This is a genomic window from Stenotrophomonas sp. YJH_SMC_20 (assembly GCF_059367845.1).
In genome coordinates, this window is the sequence record NZ_JCAFRG010000004.1 from 341,924 (window position 1) to 366,839 (window position 24,916).

At 66.9% G+C, this 24,916-nt stretch carries 19 protein-coding genes; 14 read left to right on the top strand and 5 right to left on the bottom strand.

Annotated elements, in window-relative coordinates; translation table 11 throughout:
- Window positions 1-11 precede the first annotated feature (11 nt).
- A complete protein-coding gene (locus AC5P6A_RS09955; protein ID WP_346715054.1) occupies window positions 12-3,245 on the bottom strand; it encodes an efflux RND transporter permease subunit in 3,234 nt (1,077 codons plus the stop codon).
- A gap of 74 nt (window positions 3,246-3,319) precedes the next feature.
- Window positions 3,320-4,564 carry an efflux RND transporter periplasmic adaptor subunit gene (locus AC5P6A_RS09960; protein WP_019661485.1) on the bottom strand — a complete coding sequence of 415 codons (1,245 nt, stop codon included), beginning with the start codon at window positions 4,562-4,564 and terminating at the stop codon, window positions 3,320-3,322.
- A 185-nt stretch (window positions 4,565-4,749) separates the two neighbouring features.
- Here AC5P6A_RS09960 and AC5P6A_RS09965 point away from each other — a divergent pair, with 185 nt between their 5' ends.
- The 11 genes from AC5P6A_RS09965 to AC5P6A_RS10015 all read left to right on the top strand — a co-directional run bounded on the left by AC5P6A_RS09965 (window position 4,750) and on the right by AC5P6A_RS10015 (window position 16,479).
- Window positions 4,750-6,069, top strand: coding sequence for a M20 family metallopeptidase (locus AC5P6A_RS09965; RefSeq protein ID WP_155030218.1), 1,320 nt, complete (start codon window positions 4,750-4,752; stop codon window positions 6,067-6,069).
- 491 nt (window positions 6,070-6,560) lie between these two features.
- Window positions 6,561-7,379 carry an NADPH-dependent 7-cyano-7-deazaguanine reductase QueF gene (gene queF, locus AC5P6A_RS09970; protein ID WP_019660849.1) on the top strand — a complete coding sequence of 273 codons (819 nt, stop codon included), beginning with the start codon at window positions 6,561-6,563 and terminating at the stop codon, window positions 7,377-7,379.
- A 214-nt stretch (window positions 7,380-7,593) separates the two neighbouring features.
- Window positions 7,594-7,887 carry a LysM peptidoglycan-binding domain-containing protein gene (locus AC5P6A_RS09975; RefSeq protein WP_005419771.1) on the top strand — a complete coding sequence of 98 codons (294 nt, stop codon included), beginning with the start codon at window positions 7,594-7,596 and terminating at the stop codon, window positions 7,885-7,887.
- Between the two features lie 43 nt (window positions 7,888-7,930).
- Window positions 7,931-8,443 carry a hypothetical protein gene (locus AC5P6A_RS09980; RefSeq protein WP_019660848.1) on the top strand — a complete coding sequence of 171 codons (513 nt, stop codon included), beginning with the start codon at window positions 7,931-7,933 and terminating at the stop codon, window positions 8,441-8,443.
- Between the two features lie 357 nt (window positions 8,444-8,800).
- Window positions 8,801-11,023 carry an NADP-dependent isocitrate dehydrogenase gene (locus AC5P6A_RS09985; protein ID WP_346715055.1) on the top strand — a complete coding sequence of 741 codons (2,223 nt, stop codon included), beginning with the start codon at window positions 8,801-8,803 and terminating at the stop codon, window positions 11,021-11,023.
- A gap of 278 nt (window positions 11,024-11,301) precedes the next feature.
- A complete protein-coding gene (locus tag AC5P6A_RS09990) occupies window positions 11,302-12,267 on the top strand; it encodes a hypothetical protein (RefSeq protein ID WP_021202039.1) in 966 nt (321 codons plus the stop codon).
- Entirely contained in the window at window positions 12,260-12,808 is a 549-nt protein-coding gene (locus AC5P6A_RS09995) for a GTP-binding protein (RefSeq protein WP_010481027.1), read from the top strand. The genes AC5P6A_RS09990 and AC5P6A_RS09995 overlap by 8 nt, the downstream gene beginning before the upstream one ends.
- The gene (locus AC5P6A_RS10000; RefSeq protein ID WP_019660844.1) at window positions 12,801-13,217 is read left to right on the top strand and encodes a roadblock/LC7 domain-containing protein; all 417 of its coding nucleotides are present in this window, start codon (window positions 12,801-12,803) and stop codon (window positions 13,215-13,217) included. Before AC5P6A_RS09995 ends, AC5P6A_RS10000 begins: the two co-directional genes overlap by 8 nt.
- Window positions 13,218-13,270: 53 nt before the next feature.
- Complete coding sequence (locus AC5P6A_RS10005) at window positions 13,271-13,630, top strand: hypothetical protein (protein ID WP_005419760.1); 360 nt, start codon at window positions 13,271-13,273, stop codon at window positions 13,628-13,630.
- 166 nt (window positions 13,631-13,796) lie between these two features.
- The gene (gene aceK / locus AC5P6A_RS10010; protein WP_180877938.1) at window positions 13,797-15,527 is read left to right on the top strand and encodes a bifunctional isocitrate dehydrogenase kinase/phosphatase; all 1,731 of its coding nucleotides are present in this window, start codon (window positions 13,797-13,799) and stop codon (window positions 15,525-15,527) included.
- Window positions 15,528-15,588: 61 nt separating this feature from the next.
- On the top strand, window positions 15,589-16,479 hold the full coding sequence (locus AC5P6A_RS10015) for an energy transducer TonB (RefSeq protein WP_134730138.1): 891 nt from the start codon (window positions 15,589-15,591) through the stop codon (window positions 16,477-16,479).
- A 34-nt stretch (window positions 16,480-16,513) separates the two neighbouring features.
- Here AC5P6A_RS10015 and AC5P6A_RS10020 read toward each other — a convergent pair whose 3' ends face one another.
- The gene (locus AC5P6A_RS10020; protein ID WP_180877940.1) at window positions 16,514-18,088 is read right to left on the bottom strand and encodes a diguanylate cyclase; all 1,575 of its coding nucleotides are present in this window, start codon (window positions 18,086-18,088) and stop codon (window positions 16,514-16,516) included.
- 297 nt (window positions 18,089-18,385) lie between these two features.
- Between AC5P6A_RS10020 and AC5P6A_RS10025 the strand changes: the two genes are divergently transcribed.
- Window positions 18,386-19,453: a hypothetical protein gene (locus tag AC5P6A_RS10025; RefSeq protein ID WP_180877941.1), complete on the top strand. Its 1,068-nt coding sequence runs from the start codon at window positions 18,386-18,388 to the stop codon at window positions 19,451-19,453.
- An 87-nt stretch (window positions 19,454-19,540) separates the two neighbouring features.
- On the opposite strand, the gene rho is transcribed toward AC5P6A_RS10025, so the two are convergent.
- Together rho and trxA are read right to left on the bottom strand one after the other, a co-directional pair.
- Window positions 19,541-21,292 (bottom strand): transcription termination factor Rho, encoded by a 1,752-nt coding sequence (rho, locus tag AC5P6A_RS10030; protein ID WP_019660840.1) that lies wholly within the window; start codon window positions 21,290-21,292, stop codon window positions 19,541-19,543.
- 228 nt (window positions 21,293-21,520) lie between these two features.
- Complete coding sequence (gene trxA / locus AC5P6A_RS10035; protein WP_005411275.1) at window positions 21,521-21,850, bottom strand: thioredoxin; 330 nt, start codon at window positions 21,848-21,850, stop codon at window positions 21,521-21,523.
- Between the two features lie 509 nt (window positions 21,851-22,359).
- Here trxA and rhlB point away from each other — a divergent pair.
- Both rhlB and ftsE read left to right on the top strand, forming a co-directional pair.
- On the top strand, window positions 22,360-24,084 hold the full coding sequence (gene rhlB / locus AC5P6A_RS10040; RefSeq protein WP_019660839.1) for an ATP-dependent RNA helicase RhlB: 1,725 nt from the start codon (window positions 22,360-22,362) through the stop codon (window positions 24,082-24,084).
- 144 nt (window positions 24,085-24,228) lie between these two features.
- Window positions 24,229-24,915 (top strand): cell division ATP-binding protein FtsE, encoded by a 687-nt coding sequence (gene ftsE, locus AC5P6A_RS10045; protein ID WP_032129538.1) that lies wholly within the window; start codon window positions 24,229-24,231, stop codon window positions 24,913-24,915.
- Window position 24,916: the final 1 nt, after the last annotated feature.

Below are 24,916 nucleotides of genomic sequence, written 5' to 3' on the forward strand. Positions count from 1 at the left end.
CGGGGCGTGGATCATGCCTGCGGCTCCTGCAGCGAACCATTGCGCAGCGCGCGCTGTTCGCGGCGGCGCGCCAGCCACTCGGAGAAGCGCTCCATGTACAGGTAGATCACCGGCGTGGTGTACAGCGTGACCAGCTGCGACAGCAGCAGGCCGCCGACGATGGCGATACCCAGCGGGCGGCGCAGCTCCGAACCGATGCCGGTGCCCAGCGCCAGCGGCAGTGCGCCGAGCATGGCTGCGGCGGTGGTCATCATGATCGGGCGGAAGCGCAGCAGGCAGGCGCGACGGATCGCGTCATGCGCGTTGGCACCGGCGCGGCGCGCCTCGATCGCGAAGTCGACCATCATGATGCCGTTCTTCTTGACGATGCCGATCAGCAGCACGATGCCGACGATGCCATCCACCGACAGGCTCAGCCCGCACAGCATCAGCGCCAGCAGCGCGCCGACACCGGCCGGCGGCAGGGTGGAGATGATCGTGATCGGGTGGATGTAGCTCTCGTAGAGCACGCCCAGCACGATGTAGATCACCACCAGCGAGGCCAGCAGCAGCCACACCACATCGGTCTGGCTGCCGGTGAACTCGGCTGCCTTGCCGATGAATTCGGCATGCAGATGTGCCGGCATGTCCAGGCTGTCCTTGGTCTCCTGGATCGCTCGCACCGCTTCGGACAGCGAATAGCCCGGCGCCACGTTGAACGACACCGTCACCGCCGGCAGCTGCTGCTGGTGGCTGACCACCAGCGGTGCGCTGCTCACCTTGCCTTCGGCCAGCGCCGACAGCGGAATGATGTTGCCGGCGCCGACCGTGATGCCGGTGTTCTGCGCGCCGATGCCGGTGGCGGTGGACGAGTTGGAGGAGGTGACCTGGCCGAAGCTGGTGGCATTGGTGCCGGTCAATGCGCCGGCGCCGTTGGAGGCGACCGCCAGCTGTTCCATCAGCGCGGTGCTGGTGCGGAACTCCGGTGCCACTTCCAGCACCACGCGATACTGGTTGAGCTCGGTGAAGATGGTCGAGATCTGGCGCTGGCCGAACGCATCGTAGAGCGTGTCGTCGATGGTCTGCATCGGCACGCCCAGCACGCTGGCCTTGTCGCGGTCGATGTTCAGCTCCAGGGCGCGGCCCTGGCTGGACAGGTTGTTGTCGACGTCGGCCAGTTCCGGGCGCTTGCGCAGCGCTTCGGTCAGGCGCGTGGCCTGGGTCGCCACCGTCGCCGAATCCACGTCCGACAGCGAGTACTGGTACTCGGTGGCGGCCACACGGGTATCCAGGGTTACGTCCTGCACCGGCTTCAGGTACAGCGCCACCCCCGGAATGCCGGCCACTGCCTTCTGCAGGCGCGGCAGGATCTCCTCCAGGCCATCGCGCTCGGCGCGTTCCTTCAGCACGATCGACAGCTGGCCCTGGTTGAGCGTGGGGTTCATGCTGCCGGCGCCGATGAAGGCCGACACGCCGGTCACGTCCGGATCCTGGCGCAGCGCTTCGGCCACCTGCCTGGTGCGCTGCTCCATCTGCGGGAAGGCGATGTTCTGGTCGGCCTGCACCACGCCGGTGATCAGGCCGGTGTCCTGTTCGGGCAGCAGGCCCTTGGGGATCAGCACGTACAGCAGCACGGTCAGCACCAGTGCGCCGCCGGCCACGGCCAAGGTCAGGCGCTGGTGGCCCAGCACCCAGTCCAGGCTGTGCTCGTACAGGCCGACGGTGCGCGTCCACAGGTTCTGCTTGCCGGCCGCCGCCGCGCGCTCATGCGCGTCCTCGCCCTCGGGCAGGGCATCGGGCTTGAGCAGGTAGGCACACATCATCGGGGTGAGCGTCAGCGAGATCAGCATCGACAGCACCACCGCGATGCTCAGCACCCAGGCGAACTCATGGAACAGGCGGCCGGTCACACCGGGCATCAGCAGCAGCGGCAGGAACACCGCCACCAGCGAGATGGTCAGCGACAGCACGGTGAAGCCGATCTGGCGTGCACCGATCTCGGCCGCTTCCTTGCCGCTCTTGCCCTGTTCGATATACCGCACGATGTTCTCGATCATCACGATCGCATCGTCGACCACGAAACCGGTGGCCACCACCAGCGCCATCAGCGAGAGGTTGTCCAGCGACATGCCGGCAAAGGCCATCACCGCGAAAGTGCCGGCCAGCGAGAGCGGTACCGCCACCGAGGGAATGATCGTGGCCCACAACCGGCGCAGGAACACGAAGATCACCGCCACCACCAGGCCGATGGTGAGGATCAGGGTGAACTGCACTTCGTGCACCGAGGCGCGGATGGTCTCGGTACGGTCGTTGAAGATCTCCAGGTGCACGTCGGCTGGCAGCACGCCCTGCAGCTGCGGCAGGATCGCGCGGATGCGCTCGACCGTCTGCACGATGTTGGCACCGGGCTGGCGCCGCACTTCCAACAGCACCGCCGGCTTGCCATCGGCCCAGGCGGCGAGCTGGTCGTTCTCCACGCCATCGACCACCTCGGCCACGTCCGACAGCCGCACCGGGCGGCCGTTCTTGTAGCTGATGATGGTGTCGCGGTACTCGGCGGCGCTGGCCAGCTGGTCGTTGGTGCCGATGCTGTAGGACTGGGTCTTGCCGTTCAACGAGCCCTTGGGCGCATTGACGTTGGCCTGGGTGAGCGCGCTGCGCAGCTGTTCCAGGGTCAGGCCCATGTTCGACAGCTGCGCCGGATTGACCTGGATGCGCACGGCCGGGCGCACGTTGCCGGCAATCGAGACCAGGCCGACGCCCTGCACCTGTGACAGGCGCTGGGCCAGGATGGAGTCGGCGTAGTTGTTGACATCGCGCAGCGGACGCGTGTCAGACGTCAGTTTCAAGGTAACGATGGCCGCGTCAGCCGGGTTCACCCGGTTGTAGACCGGCTGGTAGGGCAGCGACGAGGGCAGGGTGGCCTGGCGTATCGCCGCCTGTACGTCCTGCGCGGCGATGTCGATGTTCCGGTCCATCGAGAACTGCAGGATGATCGTGGACAACCCGGCCGACGAGTCGGAGGTCATCAGCTCCAGCCCGGAGATCTGCCCGAACTGGCGCTCCAGCGGCGTGGTGACCAGCGAGGCCATGGTGGTGGCGTTGGCGCCGGGGTACTGGGTGGTGACCACCAGGCTGGGCGCATCGATTTCCGGCAGCGCCGACACCGGCAGCTTGCGGTAGCCGAGGATGCCCAGCAGCAACAGGCCCGCCATCAACAGCGAGGTGGCGATCGGGCGGCGGATGAAGATCGTCGAAAAGCCCACGGACTGATCCTTGCTGGCACTTCAATGTCGGCGCCGACGAGCATGCCGGCGCGAGGGAGAACAGTCGCCTGCGCTCAGCGCGGGCCACCACCGCGACGGCCACCGCCGCCACCGTTCTTCTGCTCGGCCGCCTTCAGCTCGGCCTCGGTCGGTGCGGCCGGGGTCTGGCCCGGCTTCAGTGCGGTGACCTTGCTGCCCGGCTTCAGGCGGAACTGGCCTTCACTGACCACCCGCTCGCCGCCCTTCAGGCCTTCGGCAATCTGCACCTGGCTGTCGCCCACTTCCACGCCGCTGCGCACGGTCTGCATCTTCACCGTGTTGTCGCCCTGCACGACATAGACATATTCGCCATCCGGGCCACGCAGCACCGCCTGGGTCGGGATGACCACGCCACCGGCGATCGTGCGCAGCTGCATGCGCACGTTGACGAACTGGCCCGGCCACAGGCCATTGTCGGTGTTGTCGAAGACCGCACGTGCCTTGAACGTGCCGCTGTCCGCACTGATCAGGTTGTCGACCACGTCCAGCTTGCCGTCGCCGGACAGAACATGCGAGTCGGCGCGGTCCAGCGCGGCCACCGGCACCGTGCCGGCGGCCTGTGCCTGGCGCACATCACCCAGCTGGCGCTCGGGCAGGTTGAACAGCACGTGGATCGGATGGATCTGGGTCAGCGTGACCAGCGCGGTGCCGGCGTTGACCACGTTGCCCGCATCGACCGCACGGATGCCGGCGATGCCGGAGATCGGCGCAGTGACCCGGGTGTACTGCAGCTGCACCTGCGCCGAGCGCATGCTGGCCTCGTTCGCAGCGACTGCGCTTTCGTACTGTGCCACTTGGTTTCGCTGTGTATCCAGATCGGTCTTGGCGACGTACTGGCGGTATTCCGGCGCGTTGGAGCGCTGGTAGTTGGAGCGCGCGGTGGCCAGCAGGGCTTCGTTCTGGCGCTTGGCTGCCGCGGCCTGGTCATAGCTGGCCTGGGCAGTGCGCGGATCGATCACCGCCAGCACATCACCCTGCTTCACTTCCTGGCCTTCGCGGAAATTCAGGCTCATCAGCTGGCCGCCGACCTGCGGGCTGACCGTAACGGTATTCATTGCGGTCACCGTGCCCAGCGCGCTGGCGTACACCGGTACGTCCTGGCGGGTGGCATCGACCACGGTCACCGGCACCGGGCCCGCATCCGGGTCTTCGCCGCCCTGGCGCGCGCCCGCAGCCGGTTTTCCAGCCTCGTCCTTGCCGCCGCCGATGACCCGCAGGCCGACCACGGCCAGCACCAGCACTGCCACGACCAGCAGCACGATCTTCCAAACACGTGACATTACGAGGACTCCAAAAGGGCTGGACCGGGCGCGACCCGGGGGCAATGCGCAAAGCATACCTGTGCCACATCACGTTTCCTGCATGACGGATGGGACGGGCGCTAAGACCGGATGCCGCGCCGGAGGTTCCCGTGGCGGCAGTGTTGCCCTACATTCAGCTGGAACCCCCTGCCGTGGAGATTGTGATGCGCCGTTCGCTGCTGCTGTCCGCCCTGCTGCTGGCCCTGCCGGCCCTTGCCCACGCCCAGGACGGGCAGCGCCCGGAAGTGACCGCCGCCGCGCAGCGGCTGCAGTCCAAGGTGATCGAGTGGCGTCGTGATTTCCACCAGCACCCGGAGCTGTCCAACCGCGAAGTGCGTACCTCGGCCGAAGTCGCCAAGCGCCTGCGGGCGATGGGCCTGAAGCCGAAGACCGGCATCGCCCACCACGGCGTGGTGGCGATCATCGAAGGCGGCAAGCCGGGCCCGAAGATCGCATTGCGCGCGGACATGGACGCGCTGCCGGTGACCGAGCAGACCGGCCTGCCGTTCGCTTCCAAGGCCACTGACCAGTACCGCGGGCAGACCGTGGGCGTGATGCATGCCTGTGGCCACGACGCGCACACCGCGACGCTGCTCGGCGTGGCCGAAGCACTGGTGTCGATGAAGAAGGACCTGCCGGGCCAGGTGATGCTGATCTTCCAGCCGGCCGAGGAGGGCGCGCCGCCGCCGGAAGAGGGCGGTGCCGCACTCATGCTGAAGGAAGGGCTGTTCGCCGATTTCAAGCCGGAGGCGGTGTTTGGCCTGCATGTGTTCTCCAGCGTGCAGGCCGGCCAGATCGCGGTGCGCGGTGGCCCGTTGATGGCCGCCTCGGACCGTTTCGGCATCAAAGTGATCGGGCGCCAGACGCATGGCTCGGCACCGTGGAACGGTGTTGACCCGATCGTCGCCACCGCCGATCTGGTCGGCACCGCGCAGACCATCGTCAGCCGCCGTGCCAACCTGTCCAAGCAACCGGCGGTGCTGACCTTCGGCGCAATCAACGGCGGCATCCGCTACAACATCATTCCCGATGAAGTGGAGATGGTCGGCACCATCCGCACCTTCGACGAAGGGATGCGCCAGCAGATCTTCGCCGACCTGCGCAACGTGGCCGAGCACACGGCCGCCGCGCACGGTGCCAAGGCGGTGACCGACATCTACGAATCGGAGGGCAACCCGGCCACGGTGAACGACCCGGCGCTGACCGCGAAGATGCTGCCGAGCCTGCAGGCGGTGGTGGGCAAGGACAACGTGTACGAGCCACCGCTTCAGATGGGCGCGGAGGATTTCTCGCTGTACGCGAAGGAAGTGCCTGGCATGTTCTTCTTCGTCGGTTCCACCAGCGTGGGCATCGACCCGGCGACGGCGCCGGCCAATCATTCGCCGAAGTTCCTGCTGGATGAGAAGGCGCTGGATGTGGGTCTGCGCGCGTTGCTGCAGGTGAGCCTGGATTACCTGCACGGTGCCGGCACTCCGGCGGGGTGAGGGTTTCCGGCAGGGCTTGCAGCCCTGGGTACGCGACATCGCATGCGCGCTGTCGCTCCCACAGTTCGCTGCGCGAACGGTGGGCCCCCCTTACCAGCTTCCAGACCCCTGCCGCTTCGCGGCCGCCCCCTTACTCAGGGGGCTTTCCTCCAGACCCGATCCCGTGGCTTGCCGGTAGATCCACGCCATGCGTGGATGGCAGACATCGAAAATGTCCGAAGGATCGGATTTTGATTTTCTGATCTTTCCCGTGGTGGATCGGCGGCAGAAATGTGTCGGGGGGCCGGGCGGGTGGGGCTGGCGGGGTATCCGCGCCATGGATGGCGCGGCTAAGCCTCCAGGGACGGATTCACGGCGTCCCCGCCAGCCCCATCCGCCCGGCCCACTCCCGGGAATCCAGGCTTTCGACGACCCAACACCCCACCACGGAGGGGCTCCGCCGTTGGCCGGCCCGGCCGAAGGCCCGCCCTCCGCGCGATACAATGCCCCCCATGAACACCCCACAGGATTCCAGCCTCGGTCGCGAGGTCAGTTACCCGTCGCAGTACGATCCCGGCCTGCTGTTTCCGATCCCGCGCAGCGGCGCCCGCGCCGAGATCGGTCTCGATGACGGCGCGCTGCCGTTCGTCGGCCACGACCGCTGGCACGCCTTCGAGCTGAGCTGGCTCGACCCGCGTGGCAAGCCGCAGGTCGCCGTCGCCACCGTCCAGGTGCCGTGCACCTCGCCGCGGTTGATCGAATCGAAGTCGTTCAAGCTGTACCTGAACTCCCTCAACAGCACCCGCATCGACAGCGCCGAGGCGCTGCGCGCGCGCATCGTGGCGGATCTGTCGGCCTGCGCCGGTGCGCCGGTCCAGGTGGAGTTCGGCCTGCCGGAGCTGCAAGAGACGCCGCTTGGCGAATCCATCGACGGGCTGGACGTGGAGATCGACTGCTACGGCCCGCCGCAGGCGGACTTCCTCGCCGCCGATGCGGGCGAGGTGGTGGAGGAGACTCTGGTCTCGGCGCTGCTGAAGTCCAACTGCCCGGTCACCGGCCAGCCGGACTGGGCCACGGTCAGCCTGCGTTACCGTGGGCCGAAGATCGACCGCGCCGGCCTGCTGCGCTACTTGGTCAGCTATCGCGAGCATGCCGAGTTCCACGAGCAGTGTGTTGAGCGGATCTTCAGCGAGGTGTCCGCGCGCTGCCAGCCGCACTGGCTGGAGGTTGAGGCCCGCTACACCCGCCGTGGTGGCCTGGACATCAACCCCTGGCGTGCCAGCCCGGGCATCGTCGCCCCGGCCGCGACCTACCGCGAGCTGCGGCAGTAACCGCCGCAGGCGGTTACCGGTAGTGCCGGCCGCTGGCCGGCAATCGGCCAAGGCCGGATCCCGTGGCACAGCCGGCCAGCGGCCGGCACTACCGGGTGTCCATTCCCCCGATTGTTCAGCCGCCCCCGGGGCCGGCTTCACATCTGCACCATCCCCATTTAACAACCGCCATGGCACCGTGCCAATCACGTAGTCATGCAGACGGGAGTTGTGGATGAGTACCGAGAAGAAAGCCGATTTCTCCGGCGTCAGTGGCAGTGTCGACAGTACCGCCGAGCAGGTGCCGAAGGCGGACTTCTCCGGCGTCAGCGCTTCGGTGGACAGCACCGCAGACGTTGTCAGCGGCGGCACCTATACCGTGCAGAAGGGTGACTCGCTGTCGAAGATCGCCAAGCAGCATCTGGGCGACGCCAATGCCTGGAAGAAGATCTTCGAAGCCAACCGCGATGTGCTTGATGACCCGGACAAGATCTTCCCGGGCCAGACCCTGAAACTGCCGCCGAAGTAAGCCGGCCAGAACGCCGTCCGACAATCCCTGGGAGGAACCCCGAATGATCAAGACCACCCCGCTCCAGACCGCCCTGATCGCCGCCCTGCTGGGCAGCGTCGCCCTGGTCGGTTGCAAGAAGAAAGAAGAGTCGACCGACAACAATGCCGCTCCGGCAGCGACCGCTCCGGCCGAACCGGCAGCACCGGCCCCGATGACCGGCGCGCCGCCGCCGATGGCCGAAGCCGCTGCTGTCAGCGTCTCGTCGGTCACGGTCGGAAAGACCGCCGCCGCCGACAAGTCGGTTGCGACGACGGCTCTGTTCGCACCGAAGGACGACATCATCGTCTCGGTCAAGACCGACGGTGCGGCAAACAATGTCAACGTTGGCGCGAAGCTGACCTATCAGGACGGCCAGGTGGCCGGCGAACAGACCGCCACCCTGAACACCAGTGGTGCGGAAACCACCAACGTCACGTTCAAGAATGCAAAGGGCTGGCCGGCCGGCAAGTACCGCGCCGAAGTCACCGTCGATGGCAAGGCGGCCGGAACGCCGCAGGAGTTCGAGGTCAAGTAAGTCCAGCCGACTCTCTCCCGGCAGGGCTCACGATGGACGCAGCCGCGAGGCTGCGTCCTTTTTTGTTGTGCGATGGTCGGCTTCATCCACGCATGGCGTGGATCCACTGATGCTGTGGGCGGGCTTCATCCAGGCGTGGATGGATCACAGCGTTGCCGGCATGCAGTACCGTCGCGTATGGCGTGGCTTTGCCCCGCGCGGCTGAAAACGCGACAATGCAGGGGTTTCCCCGCCGCGCGCCCACCCTGACGGCGACGGGGAAAGCGTGGGGCTCCGCCCCGCGCGCGACACGGTTGCACGTGGCCCGGCGCTGGCGCCGGCCTTCCCCTGAGCACTGCTACAGAGTCCAAGTCCCCCATGTCCAAGATTCTCTACACGCTGACCGACGAAGCCCCGTTCCTGGCCACCCAGTCGCTGCTGCCGATCGTTGACGCCTACACCGGTACAGCCGGCATCGTGGTGGAAACCCGTGACATCTCGCTGTCCGGCCGCATCCTGTCGCAGTTCCCGGAACTGCTCAGTGACGCGCAGAAGGTCAGCGACGACCTGGCCGAGCTGGGCCAGCTGGCGACCACCCCGGACGCCAACATCATCAAGCTGCCGAACATTTCCGCCTCGGTGCCGCAGCTGAAGGCGGCCATCAAGGAACTGCAGGACCAGGGCTATCCGCTGCCGGATTACCCGGAAACCCCGGCCGACGACCAGCAGCGCGACTACAAGGCGCGCTACGACAAGGTCAAGGGCAGCGCGGTGAACCCGGTGCTGCGCGAAGGCAACTCCGACCGCCGTGCACCGCTGTCGGTGAAGAACTACGCGCGCAAGCACCCACACCGCATGGGCGCCTGGGCGCCGGATTCGAAGTCGCATGTCGCGCACATGGCCGCCGGTGATTTCTACGGCAGCGAGAAGTCGGCCACCCTGGCCAATGCCGGTTCGCTGAAGATCACCTTCCACGGCAATGACGGCAGCACCGCTGTGCTGAAGGAAAAGACCGCGGTCAAGGCCGGCGAGATCGTCGATGCCGCCGTGATGAGCCGCAAGGCACTGGCCGCGTTCATCGGCGAGCAGATTGCCGATGCCAAGGCCCAGGGCGTGCTGTTCTCACTGCACCTGAAGGCGACCATGATGAAGGTCTCCGACCCGATCATGTTCGGCGTGGCGGTGAACGAGTTCTACAAGGACGTGCTGGCCAAGCACGCCGACGTGCTGAAGCAGGCCGGTTTCGATGCCAACAACGGCATCGGTGACCTGGCTGCGCGCCTGCCGTCGCTGCCGGAAGCCACCCGTGCTGCGATCGAAGCCGACCTGGCTGCCGAGTACGCACAGCGCCCGGGCGTGGCCATGGTCAACTCGGACAAGGGCATCACCAACCTGCACGTGCCGAGCGACGTGATCGTCGACGCCTCGATGCCGGCGATGATCCGCGACTCCGGCAAGATGTGGAATGCCGAAGGCAGGCTGCAGGACACCAAGGCCGTCATTCCGGACCGCTGCTACGCAGGCGTGTACCAGGCCGTCATCGACGACTGCAAGGCGCACGGTGCCTTCGATCCGGCCACCATGGGTTCGGTGCCGAACGTCGGCCTGATGGCGCAGAAGGCCGAGGAGTACGGCTCGCACGACAAGACCTTCCAGATCGCCGCCGATGGCGTGGTCAAGGTCACCGACGATGCTGGCACCGTGGTGTTCGAGCATGCCGTCGAAGCCGGTGACATCTGGCGCATGTGCCAGACCAAGGACGCGCCGATCCAGGACTGGGTAAAGCTGGCCGTCGAGCGCGCCCGCCTGAGCAGCACCCCGGCCGTGTTCTGGCTGGATGCCGCCCGTGCCCACGACGCGCAGGTCATCGCCAAGGTCGAGCAGTACCTCAAGGACCACGATACTGCCGGTCTGGACATCCGCATCCTGCCGCCGGTGGAAGCCACCGCGTTCTCGCTGGACCGCATCCGCAAGGGCGAGGACACCATCTCGGTGACCGGCAACGTGCTGCGTGACTACCTGACCGACCTGTTCCCGATCATGGAGCTGGGCACCAGCGCCAAGATGCTGTCGATCGTGCCGCTGATGGCCGGTGGCGGCCTGTTCGAGACCGGTGCCGGTGGTTCGGCTCCGAAGCACGTGCAGCAGTTCGTCGAGGAAGACTACCTGCGCTGGGATTCGCTGGGTGAATTCCTGGCCCTGGCCGCGTCGCTGGAACACCTGGGCAACCGCTACGACAACGCCGCTGCCCGTGTGCTGGCCAAGGCGCTGGACGAAGCCAACGGCCAGTTCCTGGACAACGACAAGTCGCCGTCGCGCAAGCTGGGTGGCATCGACAACCGTGGCAGCCACTTCTACATCGCGCTGTACTGGGCCCAGGCCCTGGCCGCGCAGGACGAAGACGCCGCCCTGAAGGCGCGCTTCGCCCCGCTGGCCAAGGCGCTGACCGACAACGAGCAGAAGATCGTCGAAGAGCTGGTCGCGGTGCAGGGCAAGGCCGTGGACATCGGCGGCTACTACCGTCCGGACGTGGCCAAGGCCAGCAAGGCGATGCGCCCGAGCGCGACCTTCAATGCCGCGCTGGAGCAGCTGCGCGGCTGATCCGTCGCCGTTCGGTCGTGACCCCGGAACCCGCGCTTCGGCGCGGGTTTCTTTTTGGGCGGCCCCATTCGACCCGCGTCCAGAACCGTGACATCCGTTGGCCGTCGGAATGCCGTCAAAGCGGCATGAAACTTGCCCGCGATGGCCGTCGCAGAACCGATCGGACACCGTCTGCAACCGCTCCCGATCTGAGCAGTCGATCACGACGGCTGCCGCTGGCGATGTCCTAGCCTTGGCGACGCGAGGCCACCGGGGAGGTGGCCGCACGGGGAACACGGATGGCACGCGTGCTGGTAGTGGGAACCGACATCCAGGGCGAGCAGGCCCTGCTGCAGCGGCTACGCGTAGCATCGGCGCTGCCGGACGGCCAGATCCGCCGCAGCCAGGATCTGGACGATTGCGACCTGCTGGTCATCCGCGATACGCCGGCGCTGCGCAACGCGGCCCTGCGCATGCGCCAGCAACGCCCGCGACTGCAGTGCTGGATCGAGGATCTGGGGGGCCAGCTGCGCGACGGCGATGGCCCTCAGGACATACTTGATGACGGTGCCATCGGCCGCGCCCTGCGCGGGATGCAGTTGGCAGTGGAGCCCCTGACCATGCACGCACCCGCACCGATCCGTCTTGCCGATGGTGCGCACGCCATCACCCGCCTGCTGCGCGAGCGGCTGCCCCTGCGCCAGGGGCAGGCACTGCTGAGTGACGCGGGTGACCCCGTCCTGCTGATGGACCTCGAGCATGACCAGGCCGTGCTGTTGCAGGAGCCCGCGAGCGCGCTGGTAGAGCGCCTGGCCGATGCCTTCGAACGCCTGCAGCTGGATGCGCTCACGCCGGCTCGCCTGCAGGCCCTGGCCGGTGAGCGGCCGCGCCAGCCACTGCGGCCCCTGCTATGGCAGTGGGCACAGCGCAGCCGACATTGGCAGGCACTGGACGAACGCCTGCGTGGCGCCTCGGTGAAGCTGCTGCGCTGGCCGGATTTCCGCGTGCTGGGTCACGACCACGATGGCTTCCGCCTGTGTTCGCTGCTGCTCAAGCGCGCGTGCACGGTTGAAGAATGCGCGATGCTGCTCGAGTTGCCGGCTGCGGCGGTGCGTGATTTCATCCATGCCGCCTATCTCTGCGGTTACGCGCAGTTGCAGAGCGCCCCGGCGGCACCGATGACGGCCCTACGCGGCAATGGCACCGACAACGGCCTGCTTGCCCGCCTGTGGCGCCACCTGCGTGGGAGCGAGCGCAATGCGTGAGCACAAGGTGGTCGTGCTCGGTGGCATGGGCAGCGGCAAGTCGACACTCGTGCGCAGCATCGCAGCCGGCGCGGTGATCGACACCGATGTGGCCAACAGTGATCGCCTCGGTGCCGACAAGGCCTCCACCACCGTCGCGCTGGACTACGCAGACATCGACCTGCCCAACGGCGAACGCCTGCGGCTTTACGGGACACCCGGCCAGCAGCGCTTTGATTTCCTGTGGCCGATCCTGCTGCAGGGGGCACGTGGTGCGGTGCTGCTGCTGGACGCGCGCCGTGCCGGGTTGGCCGGCGAGCTGGAGGACTACCTGCAGGTGCTGCAGCCGTTCGCAGCGTCATTGGCGCTGGTGGTGGCGGTCACCCATCTCGACCAGGCGCCGCACGCTGCGCTGGACGACTGGGCTGCACGCGCCAGCCTGGATGATCAACCGCTGCCTTTGCTGGCGGTGGATGCCCGCGACCGCGAACAGGGATTGCTGCTGATGGATGTACTGATGAGCGAAATGGAAGCGCACGCACTGGTGGCCGCGCATGGCTGACGGGCAGATGGCGGTGCTGCCCGATGCCGGCCAGCGTGCGCGCCTGCAGCCGCTGCTGCAGGACCTGCAGCAGCGGGTGGAAGGCGTGCGCACGGTAGTGCTGGCCAGTGTCGATGGCTTTGCCCTGGTCAGCGCTGGTGCCGAAGGGCGCGGCGAACGGCTGGCGGCAATGACCAGCGCGATGCTGGCGCTGGCCGCGGCGGTCGGGCGCGAGCTGCTGCTGGGGGATCTGCAGACGCTGATGCTGGAAGCGATGGGCGGGAAGGTGCTGATGCTGGCGATCCAGGCCGAGGGACGTGCACCGCTGCTGCTGATGGCGGCCTGCGACCAGCGCAGCGTGATCGGCCAGGTGCTGTGGCAGAGCAGGGAATGTGGCCAGGCGATCCTGGCCGAACTCGGCGGATCGTGAGCCCGGCCGCAGGGGAACGAGGGGCTCGAACCAACATCGACAAGGGGGGCGACGTGGCTGGATTGAATGAATCGTTGAACGCACTGATGGGCATCGACGGCGCGCAGGCAGTGGCGCTGGTCGACTACGAAAGCGGCATGCTGCTGGGCGAAGCCGGTGCCGGCATGGACATGGAGGTGGCCGCTGCCGGCAACACCGAAGTGATCCGGGCCAAGATGAAGACCGCCGCCTCGTTGAACCTCAATGACAGCATCGAGGACATCCTGATCTCGCTGGGCAAGGCGTACCACATCATGCGACCGGTCGCGAAGAAGAAGGGACTGTTCTTCTACATCGTGCTGGACCGGACCAAGTCCAACCTTGCACTGGCCCGACGCAAGGTGCAGGACGTGGAGGCCGAACTGGCGATCTGAGCCATTGGCTTCGGTAGAGTCGAGCCCGCCCGACTGCTCTTTGCAACTGTAGAGCCGAGCCATGCTCGGCTGCTTCTGCCTGGATCAGCCGAGCATGGGCTCGGCTCTACACAAGCAACCCCACGCCAGCGTATGGTGAAGCCGGTCCTCCCCGGGTTAGCTACGCATGTCCAAGCCTGACATCGCTGCCGAGCTGGCACCGCGTATCGCAGGTGCCATCCGCGACGGTTTCGAGCAGTACCACGCCCGTTTCGCGGCGATCACCGCGCGGGCACGGCAGCGCTTCGAGCAGCGCGACTGGGCCGGTGCGCGGCAGGATGCGGTCGAGCGCATTGCCCTGTACGACCTGTGCATCGCCGAGCAGATGGATGCGTTGCGTCGGCTCGCCGGTGACGCGATCGGCGAGCGTGCGCTGTGGCTGCAGGTGCACGCGCGGTACAGCGCGCTGCTGCAGGGCCTGATTGACGCCGAGCTGTACAAGACGTTCTACAACACCCTGTCGCGGCGCTTGTTCTCCACCCGTGGCGTGGACCCGGCGCTGGAATTCATCGCTTTCGACGTCGAGCCGTCCGATGCGATCACCCATCCCGTCGCGCGGCATACCTACGCGGTGTCGCCGACGCGACCGGTGGAGGCCCTGCAACGCGTGCTGGCCGACTACCGCTTCGACATTCCCTACGCGCACCAGTTGCGTTGCGCGGCGGCCATTGCCGTGCGCCTGCAGGACGACCTCGCCCATTGGGGGGACACGCCGGTGCGCAGCATTGAACTGCTCGACACGGTGTTCTACCGCGAGCGCCGCGCCTACCTGGTTGGCCGCGTGTTCGGTGAGCATCGCTTCTCGCCCTGCGTGATCGCGCTGGTCAACGATGAGCGCGGGCTGCGAGCCGATGCGGTGCTCACCCGGCGCCGTGATGTCGCCCATCTGTTTGGCGTGTCGCGCAGCTACTTCCAGGCCGACCTGGGCACGGTGGGCGATGCCGTGGTGTTCCTGCGCAGCCTGCTGCCGGGCAAGCCCATCGATGAGATCTACACGGTGCTGGGACGCGCCAAGCAGGGCAAGACCGAGCGCTACCGCACCTTCTTCCGCCACTTCAGCGAGCACCCGCAGGAGCGGCTGGTGCATGCCGAAGGCACGCCGGGCATGGTCATGGCGGTGTTTACCCTGCCCAGTTACCCGCTGGTGTTCAAGCTGATCCGCGACCGCTTCGCGTGGCCCAAGGCGATGTCGCGACAGCAGGTGGAAGAGAAGTACGCGCTGGTGTTCAACCTCGATCGTGTCGGCCGCCTGCTCGATGCACAGCCGTATCGTCATCTGCGCTTCCCGCGCGAGCGCTTCGCGCCGGCCCTGCTGGATGAACTGCTGCAGCAGTGCGCGCAGAGCGTACGCATCGATGGCGATGAGGTCGAAGTCGCACTGTGCTATGTGCAGCGCCGTTTCCGTCCATTGAATCTGTACCTGCGCGAGCAGGGCGCGGAGGCGGTGCGGGCGGCGGTGCTCGACTATGCGCAGGCGATCACCGACATGGCGCGCAACAACATCTTCCCCGGTGACATGCTGCCGAAGAATTTCGGCGTATCACGGCATGGGCGGGCCGTATTCTACGACTACGACGAGCTGTGCCTGGTCAGCGACTGCGTGTTCCGCGCCTGGCCGCAGCCGCGTACGCCGGAGGAAGCGATGTCCGACGAGCCGTGGTTCCATGTTGGTCCGCGCGATGTGTTTCCCGAGCGCTTCGGCCCGTTCATGGGCCTGCCCGCTGCAGAGCTGGCAGCGGTGCGCGAGCACTACCGGCACCTGTTCGACCCGGGCTGGTGGCAGGGCCTGCAGGAACGCTTCGGCCGAGGTGACTATCCGGACACGCCGCCCTATTCGGGCGCGCACCGGCTGGCCTGAGCCGGCTGTCCTGGGCGCTTGGGCTGAGGTACTCTCGCCGATCATCACCAAGGATCCGGCAATGATGCGTTCTCCACTGTTTCTCGCCCTCGCGCTGGCCGTCGGTGCCGGCGCCCCCCTGCTTGCAGGTGACGCCACTGCGCAGACCGCACGCGCTGTACGTGCGACTGCGGAAATGAGCATGGTGCTGTCCGGTCATATCGAGGTCACGCCGGAGGGCGCGGTCAGTTCGCTGGTGCTGGACCAGAAAGCCATGGTCGCCCCGGGCATCGCCTCCTTCGTCGAAGGCACCATCGGGGGCTGGCGCTTCGAGCCCACGCTGCGCGCTGGCCAGGCGGTGGCCACGCGGGCCCCTTTGCGCGTTCGCCTGCGCGGCAAGGCTGCGGCCGATGGCGGTTATGAAATCAGCATGACCAGTGTCGACTTCAGCGAGTACGATCCGAAGGCCACTGATTCGGTGACCCCGCTGCACATGACACCGCCGCGCTACCCGGAGGCAGCCTACCGAAACGGTGGCCAGGGTGAGGTGCTGCTGCTGGTCAAGGTGGCGCGCGACGGAACAGTGGCCGACGTGGCCGCCGAGCAGGTGAACATGGCTGTGGTCGCGTCCGAGCGGACCCTGGCCAAGATGCGCGACATCCTGGCCAGAGCCAGCGTCAGCACCGCCCGTACCTGGACCTTCAAGCCGCCGACCACCGGCGAGGACAGCACCCGGGACAGCTGGACGGTTCGCATCCCGGTGAACTTCGCCCTGAACCATGATCCCAATGCAGAGGCGGAACGCTATGGCCGCTGGCGCGCCTTCATTCCGGGGCCGCGGCAGAGCGTGCCGTGGCACGAGGCTGACCCGGTCGAGCAGGCCGGCAGCGATCTGCTGCCGGAAGGCGGCGTCTACATGGTGGACGGCGCCAAGCGCGGCCTGCGCCTGCTGACCCCGCTGCAACAGAGCTGAGACCCGCTGCGGAGCCGGGCAGCCCGGCTCCGCGTCAGTCGGCGTACGGGTAGACCACCACCCGGTTGCGGCCCTGTTCCTTGGCCATGTACAGCGCCTTGTCGGCCAGCCGCAATGCCTGCTCGGCGTCGACATGGAAGCTGGGGAAGTGAGCCACGCCCAGCGACACGGTGATGGTGCCGACCGGTTCGAATGGGTGATCGGCGATATGCTGGCGCAGGCGTTCACCGGCCTGGCGGGCCGAGTCGGTACTGATGCCCGGCAGCAGCAGCAGGAATTCCTCGCCGCCGGCGCGGCAGAGGATGTCGCTGTCGCGCGAATAGCGGCGCATCTGGTCGGCGATGTGGACGATGGCGGCGTCGCCGACGTCGTGGCCATGGCTGTCGTTGATCGACTTGAAGCGGTCGATGTCCAGCGCCAGGATCGCGAACGGGATGCCCTGCACCTGCAGCGCGTCCAGCGCCTGCTGCAGGCCGCGGCGGTTGAACAGGCCGGTCAGCGGGTCGGTACGGCTGGCACGGTTGAGCGTACCGATACGGTCCTGCAGGGCATTGAAGCTGTGCAGCACTGCCTGCTTGAGTTGGGCGACCTCGAAGTACCACGCGCGGATGCCGCTGACGTGGCTGATCGCATTGCCAGTGTCTTCGCCGCCCTGCACGTTGCGTGCGAGCTGCCACAGTGGCAGCGAGATGCGGCGGGCGAACCACCAGGTGACCAGCAGTGACAGCAGGCCGAGCGGGATCGCGTTCCAGATCACCGCGGTCATCAACCGCGACAATGGCTGCAGCGTGGCCTCGGTCGGCCGCTGGGCGACGATGCCCCAGCCGGTGGCCGGTACCGGTGCATAGCCGGCCAGCATCGACACGCCCAGGTTGTTGCGGACCTGCTGCGCACCGCGTTCACCGCGCACGACTGCCTTCACCGCCGGGTTGCCGACCACGTAGTCGCCGACCCGCTTGCCATCGGCGTGGTACAGCAGGCGGCCATTGCGGTCCACCACGTACAGGTACGAGCCGTCGCGGTAGTAGTGCTTGCCCAGCAGCGTGTGCAGCGCACTGCGCTGGCGCAGGTAGAGGGTGCCGCTGACGTAGCCGCGATAGCGGCCCTGGCGGTCGAAGATCGGGTGCGACAGCGAGACCAGCAGCTTGCCGGTGGCCGACTGGTACGGGTCACTGATCATCGGCTGGCGCGCCGCCAGTGCCGCGTTGTTGCCGACGCTGTGCAGGATCTCGCCCTGCAACTGCAGGGTCTGTGGCGAGGTGGCGATCACCAGGCCATCGGCATCGACCACCAGCGAGGAATTGAAGCTGTTGGTCTGCAACTGCAGGCGGCTGGCTTCGTCCTGCGCCTGTGCCGGATCGAGATTGCTCTGGCCCAGCCGGGTGGCGGCGTAGGCCAACTCCTGCTGCGCGGCCAGCAGGAAGTTCTGGGTGGTCTCGGCCAGCTTGGTGGCATAGACGCGGTTGGCTTCCAGGGTATTGCCGACCAGCTGGTCGCGCTGCACCCGGTAGCTGGCCAGCAGGGTATTGGCCAGGGCGATGATGGCGCTGAGCAGGGCCAGGGCGAGGATCAGCTTGCCCAGGTTGAGGCGGGGAGACAGCGTTCGCATGCGTCGACGGATCCGGCAGGAGGCTGGACCCGACCGGTTCTCCGGAAGGGGCGACAGCGGGAATCGGTGGCCAGGCCCTCGGGGCCGGGCAGGGTATAGGGCGAATTATCGCCAAAAGTCGGAGGCGGCAAAGTGAAACAGGTCGCCCTGCAGGCAAAAAAAAACCTGCCGCAGCGAGCTCGGTGCCAAGACGCGTGGGCGCAGTGCCAGTCTGGCTGGTCAAGGAAATCTACAACTATTCGCATGGTACCTGCCCTCGGGAACTGAAAGCATGGTGCGTTTGGAGGATGCACGTTCATGCGATATCTGCTGCAGAGCTTGGGAGTTCTTCCTTGTGCAACCCATCGAAGCCACTTTGTCGAATCCCATCTTTCGCGGGTTCGCATGCACCTGAATGCCGGTGACCACGCTTCGGCCGAGGCCGTGATGGCGGGGGGGGCGGCTGAAACCCATGAGCACCTTGTCTGGCGCCTGTCGGTGGAACGCCGGGTTGGTCGATGGATCAAGACGTGGACGCAGGCGTTGCCACAGTCCTCTCATCCTCTATTGGTTTCTGCATATGCGGACATCAACAAGGCATGGACAGTCCGCGGTGAGAGTTACGCAGCGGATATCCCGATGTTGCGGCGACGCAGATACCCCGGGATCATGATGCAGGCATATCGGAAGCTCTCGAACATCGTGGCCCAGGAGCCTGGCAATGCAATGGCGCTGGCTGGCCTGATTCACTGCAACGTCGTGGTCGGCGCAGGTGACGGAAACAGGGAGGAATGGCTCGATGCGGCGATGGCGGCCGAGCCGTTCCATTGCCCATCGATCGTGCAGTATGCGAGAGGGACATGGCAGCGCTGGGGAGGCAAGCCCGATGATCATTTTCGATTTGCCGATTGGGTGGTTGAGAACGCGCCCGCTGGTAGCTGCTCGCACATCGTGGCTGCACAAGCGGTGCTGGATGACGCCCTGACCGCGGCAGACAGCTTCAGCACGATGCGAGGAATCTCCCGCCATCTCGGAAACGAGGAAACCGCTGCGTGGCTACGCCGCGCAATACTGAAATGGGCCGGTGCCACGCCCGAAACCCTGGAGTGTCGTCTGCAGGACATTGCATCCGTTCATGGCGACAGCTATCACGGGGTCTGCATGGAGACATTTGCTTTTGCGGCGTACTTCGCGGGTGCGAAGGACGAGGCCCGCCAGCTGCTGATCGCATTGAGGGGGCGATTGCAGGCTGATGTATGGGAGATGCTCTTGCCCTCCATTCCCGGCTGGCTGGCTGCCGTTGGCCTCCGGCATCGGGCCGCGCATCTGGCGCATGATCGCATCTGTCGTGATCTGGGGTTGGACCCGAGGCAGATCTGCCGATAACTCCATGGTGCCCATGAACGGTAGCGATGGTCCCAATGAAGAGGCCCCGCATGGCGGGGCCTCTTCTCGTTCCATCAATGCCGTGGATCAGCGCTTCATCGAACCGAAGAACTCGTCGTTGGACTTGGTGTTCTTCATCTTGTCGAGCAGGAACTCCATCGCAGCCATTTCATCCATCGGATGCAGCAGCTTGCGCAGGATCCAGATCTTCTGCAGCAGTTCCGGCTCGATCAGCAGGTCTTCGCGGCGGGTGCCCGAACGGTTGATGTCGATGGCCGGGAACACGCGCTTTTCAGCAATACGGCGGCTCAGGTGCACTTCGCTGTTGCCGGTGCCCTTGAACTCTTCGTAGATCACCTCGTCCATCTTCGAGCCGGTGTCGACCAGCGCGGTGGCGATGATGGTCAGGCTGCCGCCTTCTTCCACGTTGCGCGCGGCACCGAAGAAGCGCTTCGGGCGGTGCAGGGCGTTGGCGTCCACGCCACCGGTCAGCACCTTGCCCGAGCTCGGCACCACGTTGTTGTAGGCGCGGGCCAGGCGGGTGATCGAGTCGAGCAGGATCACCACGTCCTTCTTGTGCTCGACCAGGCGCTTGGCGCGCTCGATGACCATTTCGGCCACCTGCACGTGGCGCGCGGCCGGCTCGTCAAAGGTCGAGCTGATGACCTCGCCGCGCACGGTGCGCTGCATTTCGGTCACTTCTTCCGGGCGCTCGTCGATCAGCAGCACGATCAGGTGCACGTCCGGGTGGTTGGTGGTGATGGCGGTGGCGACCTGCTGCATCATCATGGTCTTGCCGGCCTTCGGCTGCGACACGATGAGCGAGCGCTGGCCCTTGCCCTGCGGCGCCATCAGGTCGAGGATGCGGCCGGTGATGTCTTCCGACGAACCGTTGCCACGCTCCAGGGTGAAGCGGCGGCGCGGGAACAGCGCGGTCAGGTTCTCGAACAGCACCTTGTTCTTCGACGCTTCGATCGGCTCGCCGTTGATGGTGTCGACGATGTTCAGCGCGAAGTAGCGCTCGCCGTCCTTCGGGAAGCGGATGCGGCCGGAGATGTGGTCGCCGGTGCGCAGGTTGAAGCGGCGGATCTGGCTGGGCGAGATGTAGGTGTCGTCCGGGCCGGCCAGGTAGCTGGCTTCAGCCGCGCGCAGGAAGCCAAAGCCATCCGGCAGGATTTCCAGCACACCGTCGGCGGCAACGCCATCGCCGTGGCGGGTCAGCACCTTCAGCAGGGCGAAGATCACATCCTGCTTGCGGGCGCGGGCCACGCCTTCGGAGATCTGCAGCTGCTCGGCGATTTCCAGCAGCTTCTGTGCCGGCATGCGCTTGAGGTCGCTCAGCGAATAGACCGGGAAGCCCTCGGGCACGTTGGCGTGCGGGCGCGGCACGAACGGCTGCTGCTCGCCGCCGTCGTTGGGCATGCCCTCGTCGCGGAAGCGGTTGTTGCGGTCACGGTCGCGGCGGTTGCGGAAGCGGTCGCGGCGGTTGCCCTGCCCCTGGCCCTGCTGGCCATTCTGGTTGTATGGGTTCTGGCCCTGGTTCTGGCCGCCCCCCTGATGGTTGTGCTGCTGGCGCGGCTGGCCGGATTCGCGGCCTTCGCTGCCTTCGCCACCGCCACTGCTGGCAGGGGCCTCGGCGGCGGGCGCGCTCGGTGCAGGTGCTGCGGCAGGCGCCGGCGCGGGAGCTTCGGGCGCGGAGGCCAACGGCAGCGTCGGCTGCGCCGGAGCGGCGCTGGTTTCGGCGGCTGCCGGGGCGGCGGCCTTGCTCACGCGGGGCTTGCGCACACGCTTTTCGGCGGGCGCATCGGCGCTGCCGGTTTCGGAAGTGTTATCGGACAAGAGCGTTATTCCTCGCTTGAAGGTGCGAGCGCCCGGCTGGGGCGGCGAACGTTGGGAATGGGTCTGGAAGAAACTGCGTCCAGAGGGTGCGGCACGCGAACGCGGCCGGATATGCCGACACTATCATCGGCCTGCGGCGCCATGCAAGGGTCGCCGGGAACAGCATTCATCATGGGCGCAGGGGCGCCGCCGGCAGCCGCGTTCGGCGGCTGCCGGAGAACCGCAGGATCAGGCCAGGGCCTTGTCCAGCAGGCCGGCCAGCTGGGCCTTGCCCACCGCACCGATCTGCTCGCCGACCTTCTCGCCGTCCTTGAACACGACCAGGTACGGAATCGAACGCACGTGGTACTTGGCGGCCAGCGCACGGTTGTGGTCAACGTTGACCTTGGCGATCTTGGCGCGGCCCTGGTAGGCATCGGCCAGTTCGTCCAGCGCCGGGGCGATCATCTTGCACGGGCCACACCACTCGGCCCAGAAATCGACCAGCACCGGTTCCTTGGAATTCAGCACTGCGCTATCAAAGTCGGCATCGCCGACATGTACAACCTTGTCGCTCATCTTGGTTTCTCGTCTTGGATTGCACCCGGCCATGCCGGAGGTGGGTGAACTGGGCCATGCCCGGTGGCGCGACCCTCGTCGTTGCCTCGCGGCGCACTGCCGCGGTGCGTTCGGCGGGATGCCTGGACGCTCACGGCCGGCAGTGTACCCCTATCGCAGGGCAGGGACAGGCGCCGGTTGGAACCCAGCGTATCGTGATCGCTTCGATGGCCGGTATGTGTCGGATTTCACTGTCTTCCTGTACATGGGGCTGGCAGTGGGCGACACCAGCGAACCCGGGCAGGCCGTTCAAGTCCGGTGTGGCTGGGTGAAGGTAGCGTCTCTGGATGCCATGAGACGCCGCATTCCGGTTTGCCTGCCCGAGTGCGGTAAACTGGGGCATTGTGCGGCGCGCGGACCAGGTGGTCCCAGCCTGCCAACCCGCCGCAGGGGCCGCAGTTTGCGACGGTGCCCCCAGACGCTGAAGTGCCAGCCGCCCCACGGGCCGGCGGCCATACCAAGACGGACTCATGAGCGACAAACCGCTGACCGATTTGACCTTTTCCTCCTTCGAGCTGCATCCGGCCCTGCAGGCCGGTCTTGAAGGAGCCGGATTCACCCGTTGCACCCCGATCCAGGCGCTGACCCTGCCCGTCGCGCTGCCCGGTGGTGATGTTGCCGGCCAGGCCCAGACCGGCACCGGCAAGACCCTGGCCTTCCTGGTCGCTGTCGTGAACCGCCTGCTGACGCGTCCGGCCCTGGCCGACCGCAAGCCGGAAGATCCGCGCGCGCTGATCCTCGCCCCGACCCGCGAACTGGCCATCCAGATCCACAAGGATGCGGTGAAGTTCGGTTCCGACCTGGGCCTGCGCTTCGCCCTGGTCTACGGCGGCGTGGATTACGACAAGCAGCGCGAACTGCTGCAGCAGGGCGTGGACGTGATCATCGCCACCCCGGGCCGCCTGATCGACTATGTGAAGCAGCACAAGGTGGTGTCGCTGCACGCCTGCGAGATCTGCGTGCTGGACGAAGCCGACCGCATGTTCGACCTGGGCTTCATCAAGGACATCCGCTTCCTGCTCCGCCGCATGCCCGAGCGCACCACCCGCCAGACCCTGCTGTTCAGTGCCACCCTCAGCCATCGCGTGCTGGAGCTGGCCTACGAGCACATGAACGAACCGCAGAAGCTGGTGGTCGAAGCCGAGACCATCACCGCCGCGCGCGTGCGCCAGCGCATCTACTTCCCGGCCGACGACGAAAAGATTCCGCTGCTGCTGGGCCTGCTGTCGCGCAGCGAAGGCGCGCGCACCATGGTCTTCGTCAACACCAAGGTGTTCGTCGAGCGCGTGGCGCGTTCGCTGGAAAAGGCCGGCTACCGTGTCGGCGTGCTGTCCGGTGATGTGCCGCAGAAGAAGCGCGAGAGCCTGCTCAACCGCTTCCAGAAGGGCCAGCTGGAAATCCTGGTGGCCACCGACGTGGCTGCGCGCGGCCTGCACATCGACGGCATCAAGTACGTCTACAACTACGACCTGCCGTTCGACGCCGAAGACTACGTGCATCGTATCGGCCGCACCGCGCGCCTGGGTGAGGAGGGCGACGCGATCAGCTTCGCCTGCGAGCGCTACGCCATGGGCCTGCCGGACATCGAGGCCTATATCGAGCAGAAGATTCCGTCCGAGCCGGTCACCAAGGAACTGCTGACCCCGCTGCCGCGCCCGGAACGCCCGGCGCCGGCGGCAGGCGAGGAAGGCGAGGACAACGAAAGCGTCGGCCAGATCTTCCGCGAAGCGCGCGAAGCCCGCGCCGCCGAGGAAGAGCGTCGGGGCGGTGGCCGCAGCGGCGGCCGCTCAGGCAGTGGTGGTGGCCGCGGTAGTCGCGACGGTGAACGCAGCGGCGAACGCCGTGCGCGTGGCCCGCGCAAGCCGCGCGTGGAAGGCGAGCAGGGCGCTGCCGCCGCGGTTGCCGGTGCCGAAGGCGCCGCCGCCCAGGCCCCGCGTCCGCCGCGCCCGCCGCGTGCCGAAGGCGCACCGGCAGCCACGGTGGACGGTGAGCACAAGCCGCGCAAGCGCCGTCGTCGTCGCCACGGCCGTCCGGTCGAAGGTACCGAGGGTGTACAGGCCAACGCCGGCAACGGCGCCAGCCCGGTGACCCCGGTGCAGGTGGTGGCCAAGCCGGTGCGTACCGCCGCCGATACCGGTGACTCGTTCCTGACCCGCATCGGCCGCAAGATCCGCCGGATGCTGTCGGGCAGCTGATCGGCGCTGCCGATCAGCGGGTAGCACCCGACCGTTGGTCGGGTGGCTTTGAAAGGTGTGCCGACCAACGGTCGGCACCCACCAGGCGGGGCCGGTGGCACCCACCGTCTCCACGACGTCGCGCCGGTCCTGCATAATCGGGGCATGAGTGTCCTGCGCTTCGACAATGTCAGCAAACAGTACGCCGGTGGCCACGAGGCGCTGACCGATGTCAGCTTCGAGGTCGCGCCGGGCGAGATGCTGTTCGTCACCGGCCATTCCGGTGCGGGTAAAAGCACGCTGCTCAAGTTGATCCACCTCGACGAGCGGCCCAGCCGCGGCGCGGTGGTGTTCGACGAGCGCAACCTGCTGAAGGTGCGCGGCGGCGACGTGCCGCGCCACCGACGCGCGGTGGGGGCGGTCTACCAGGACCACCGCCTGCTGATGGACCGCTCCATCGCCGAGAACGTTGCACTGCCGCTGATCCTGCGCGGTACCCGCCGTAGTGACATCAACAAGCGCGTGCGCTCGGTACTCGAGCGGATGGGGCTGGGCCATCGCGAGAAGGCGCTGCCCTCGCAGCTGTCGGCCGGCGAACAGCAGCGCGTCGGCATCGCCCGCGCGATCGTCGGCGAGCCCAAGCTGCTGGTGGCCGATGAGCCGACCGGCAATCTCGACCCCACCCTGGCAGCGGAGATCATGGCCCTGTTCGCCGAGCTGCCCGCGCGCGGCACCAGCGTGCTGGTGGTCAGTCACGACCTGCCGCTGCTGCGCCGCATGCGCAAGCGCGTATTGATCCTCGACCACGGCCGGCTGGTGGATGACATCTCGCCGCAGGACCTGGCGGAGTAAC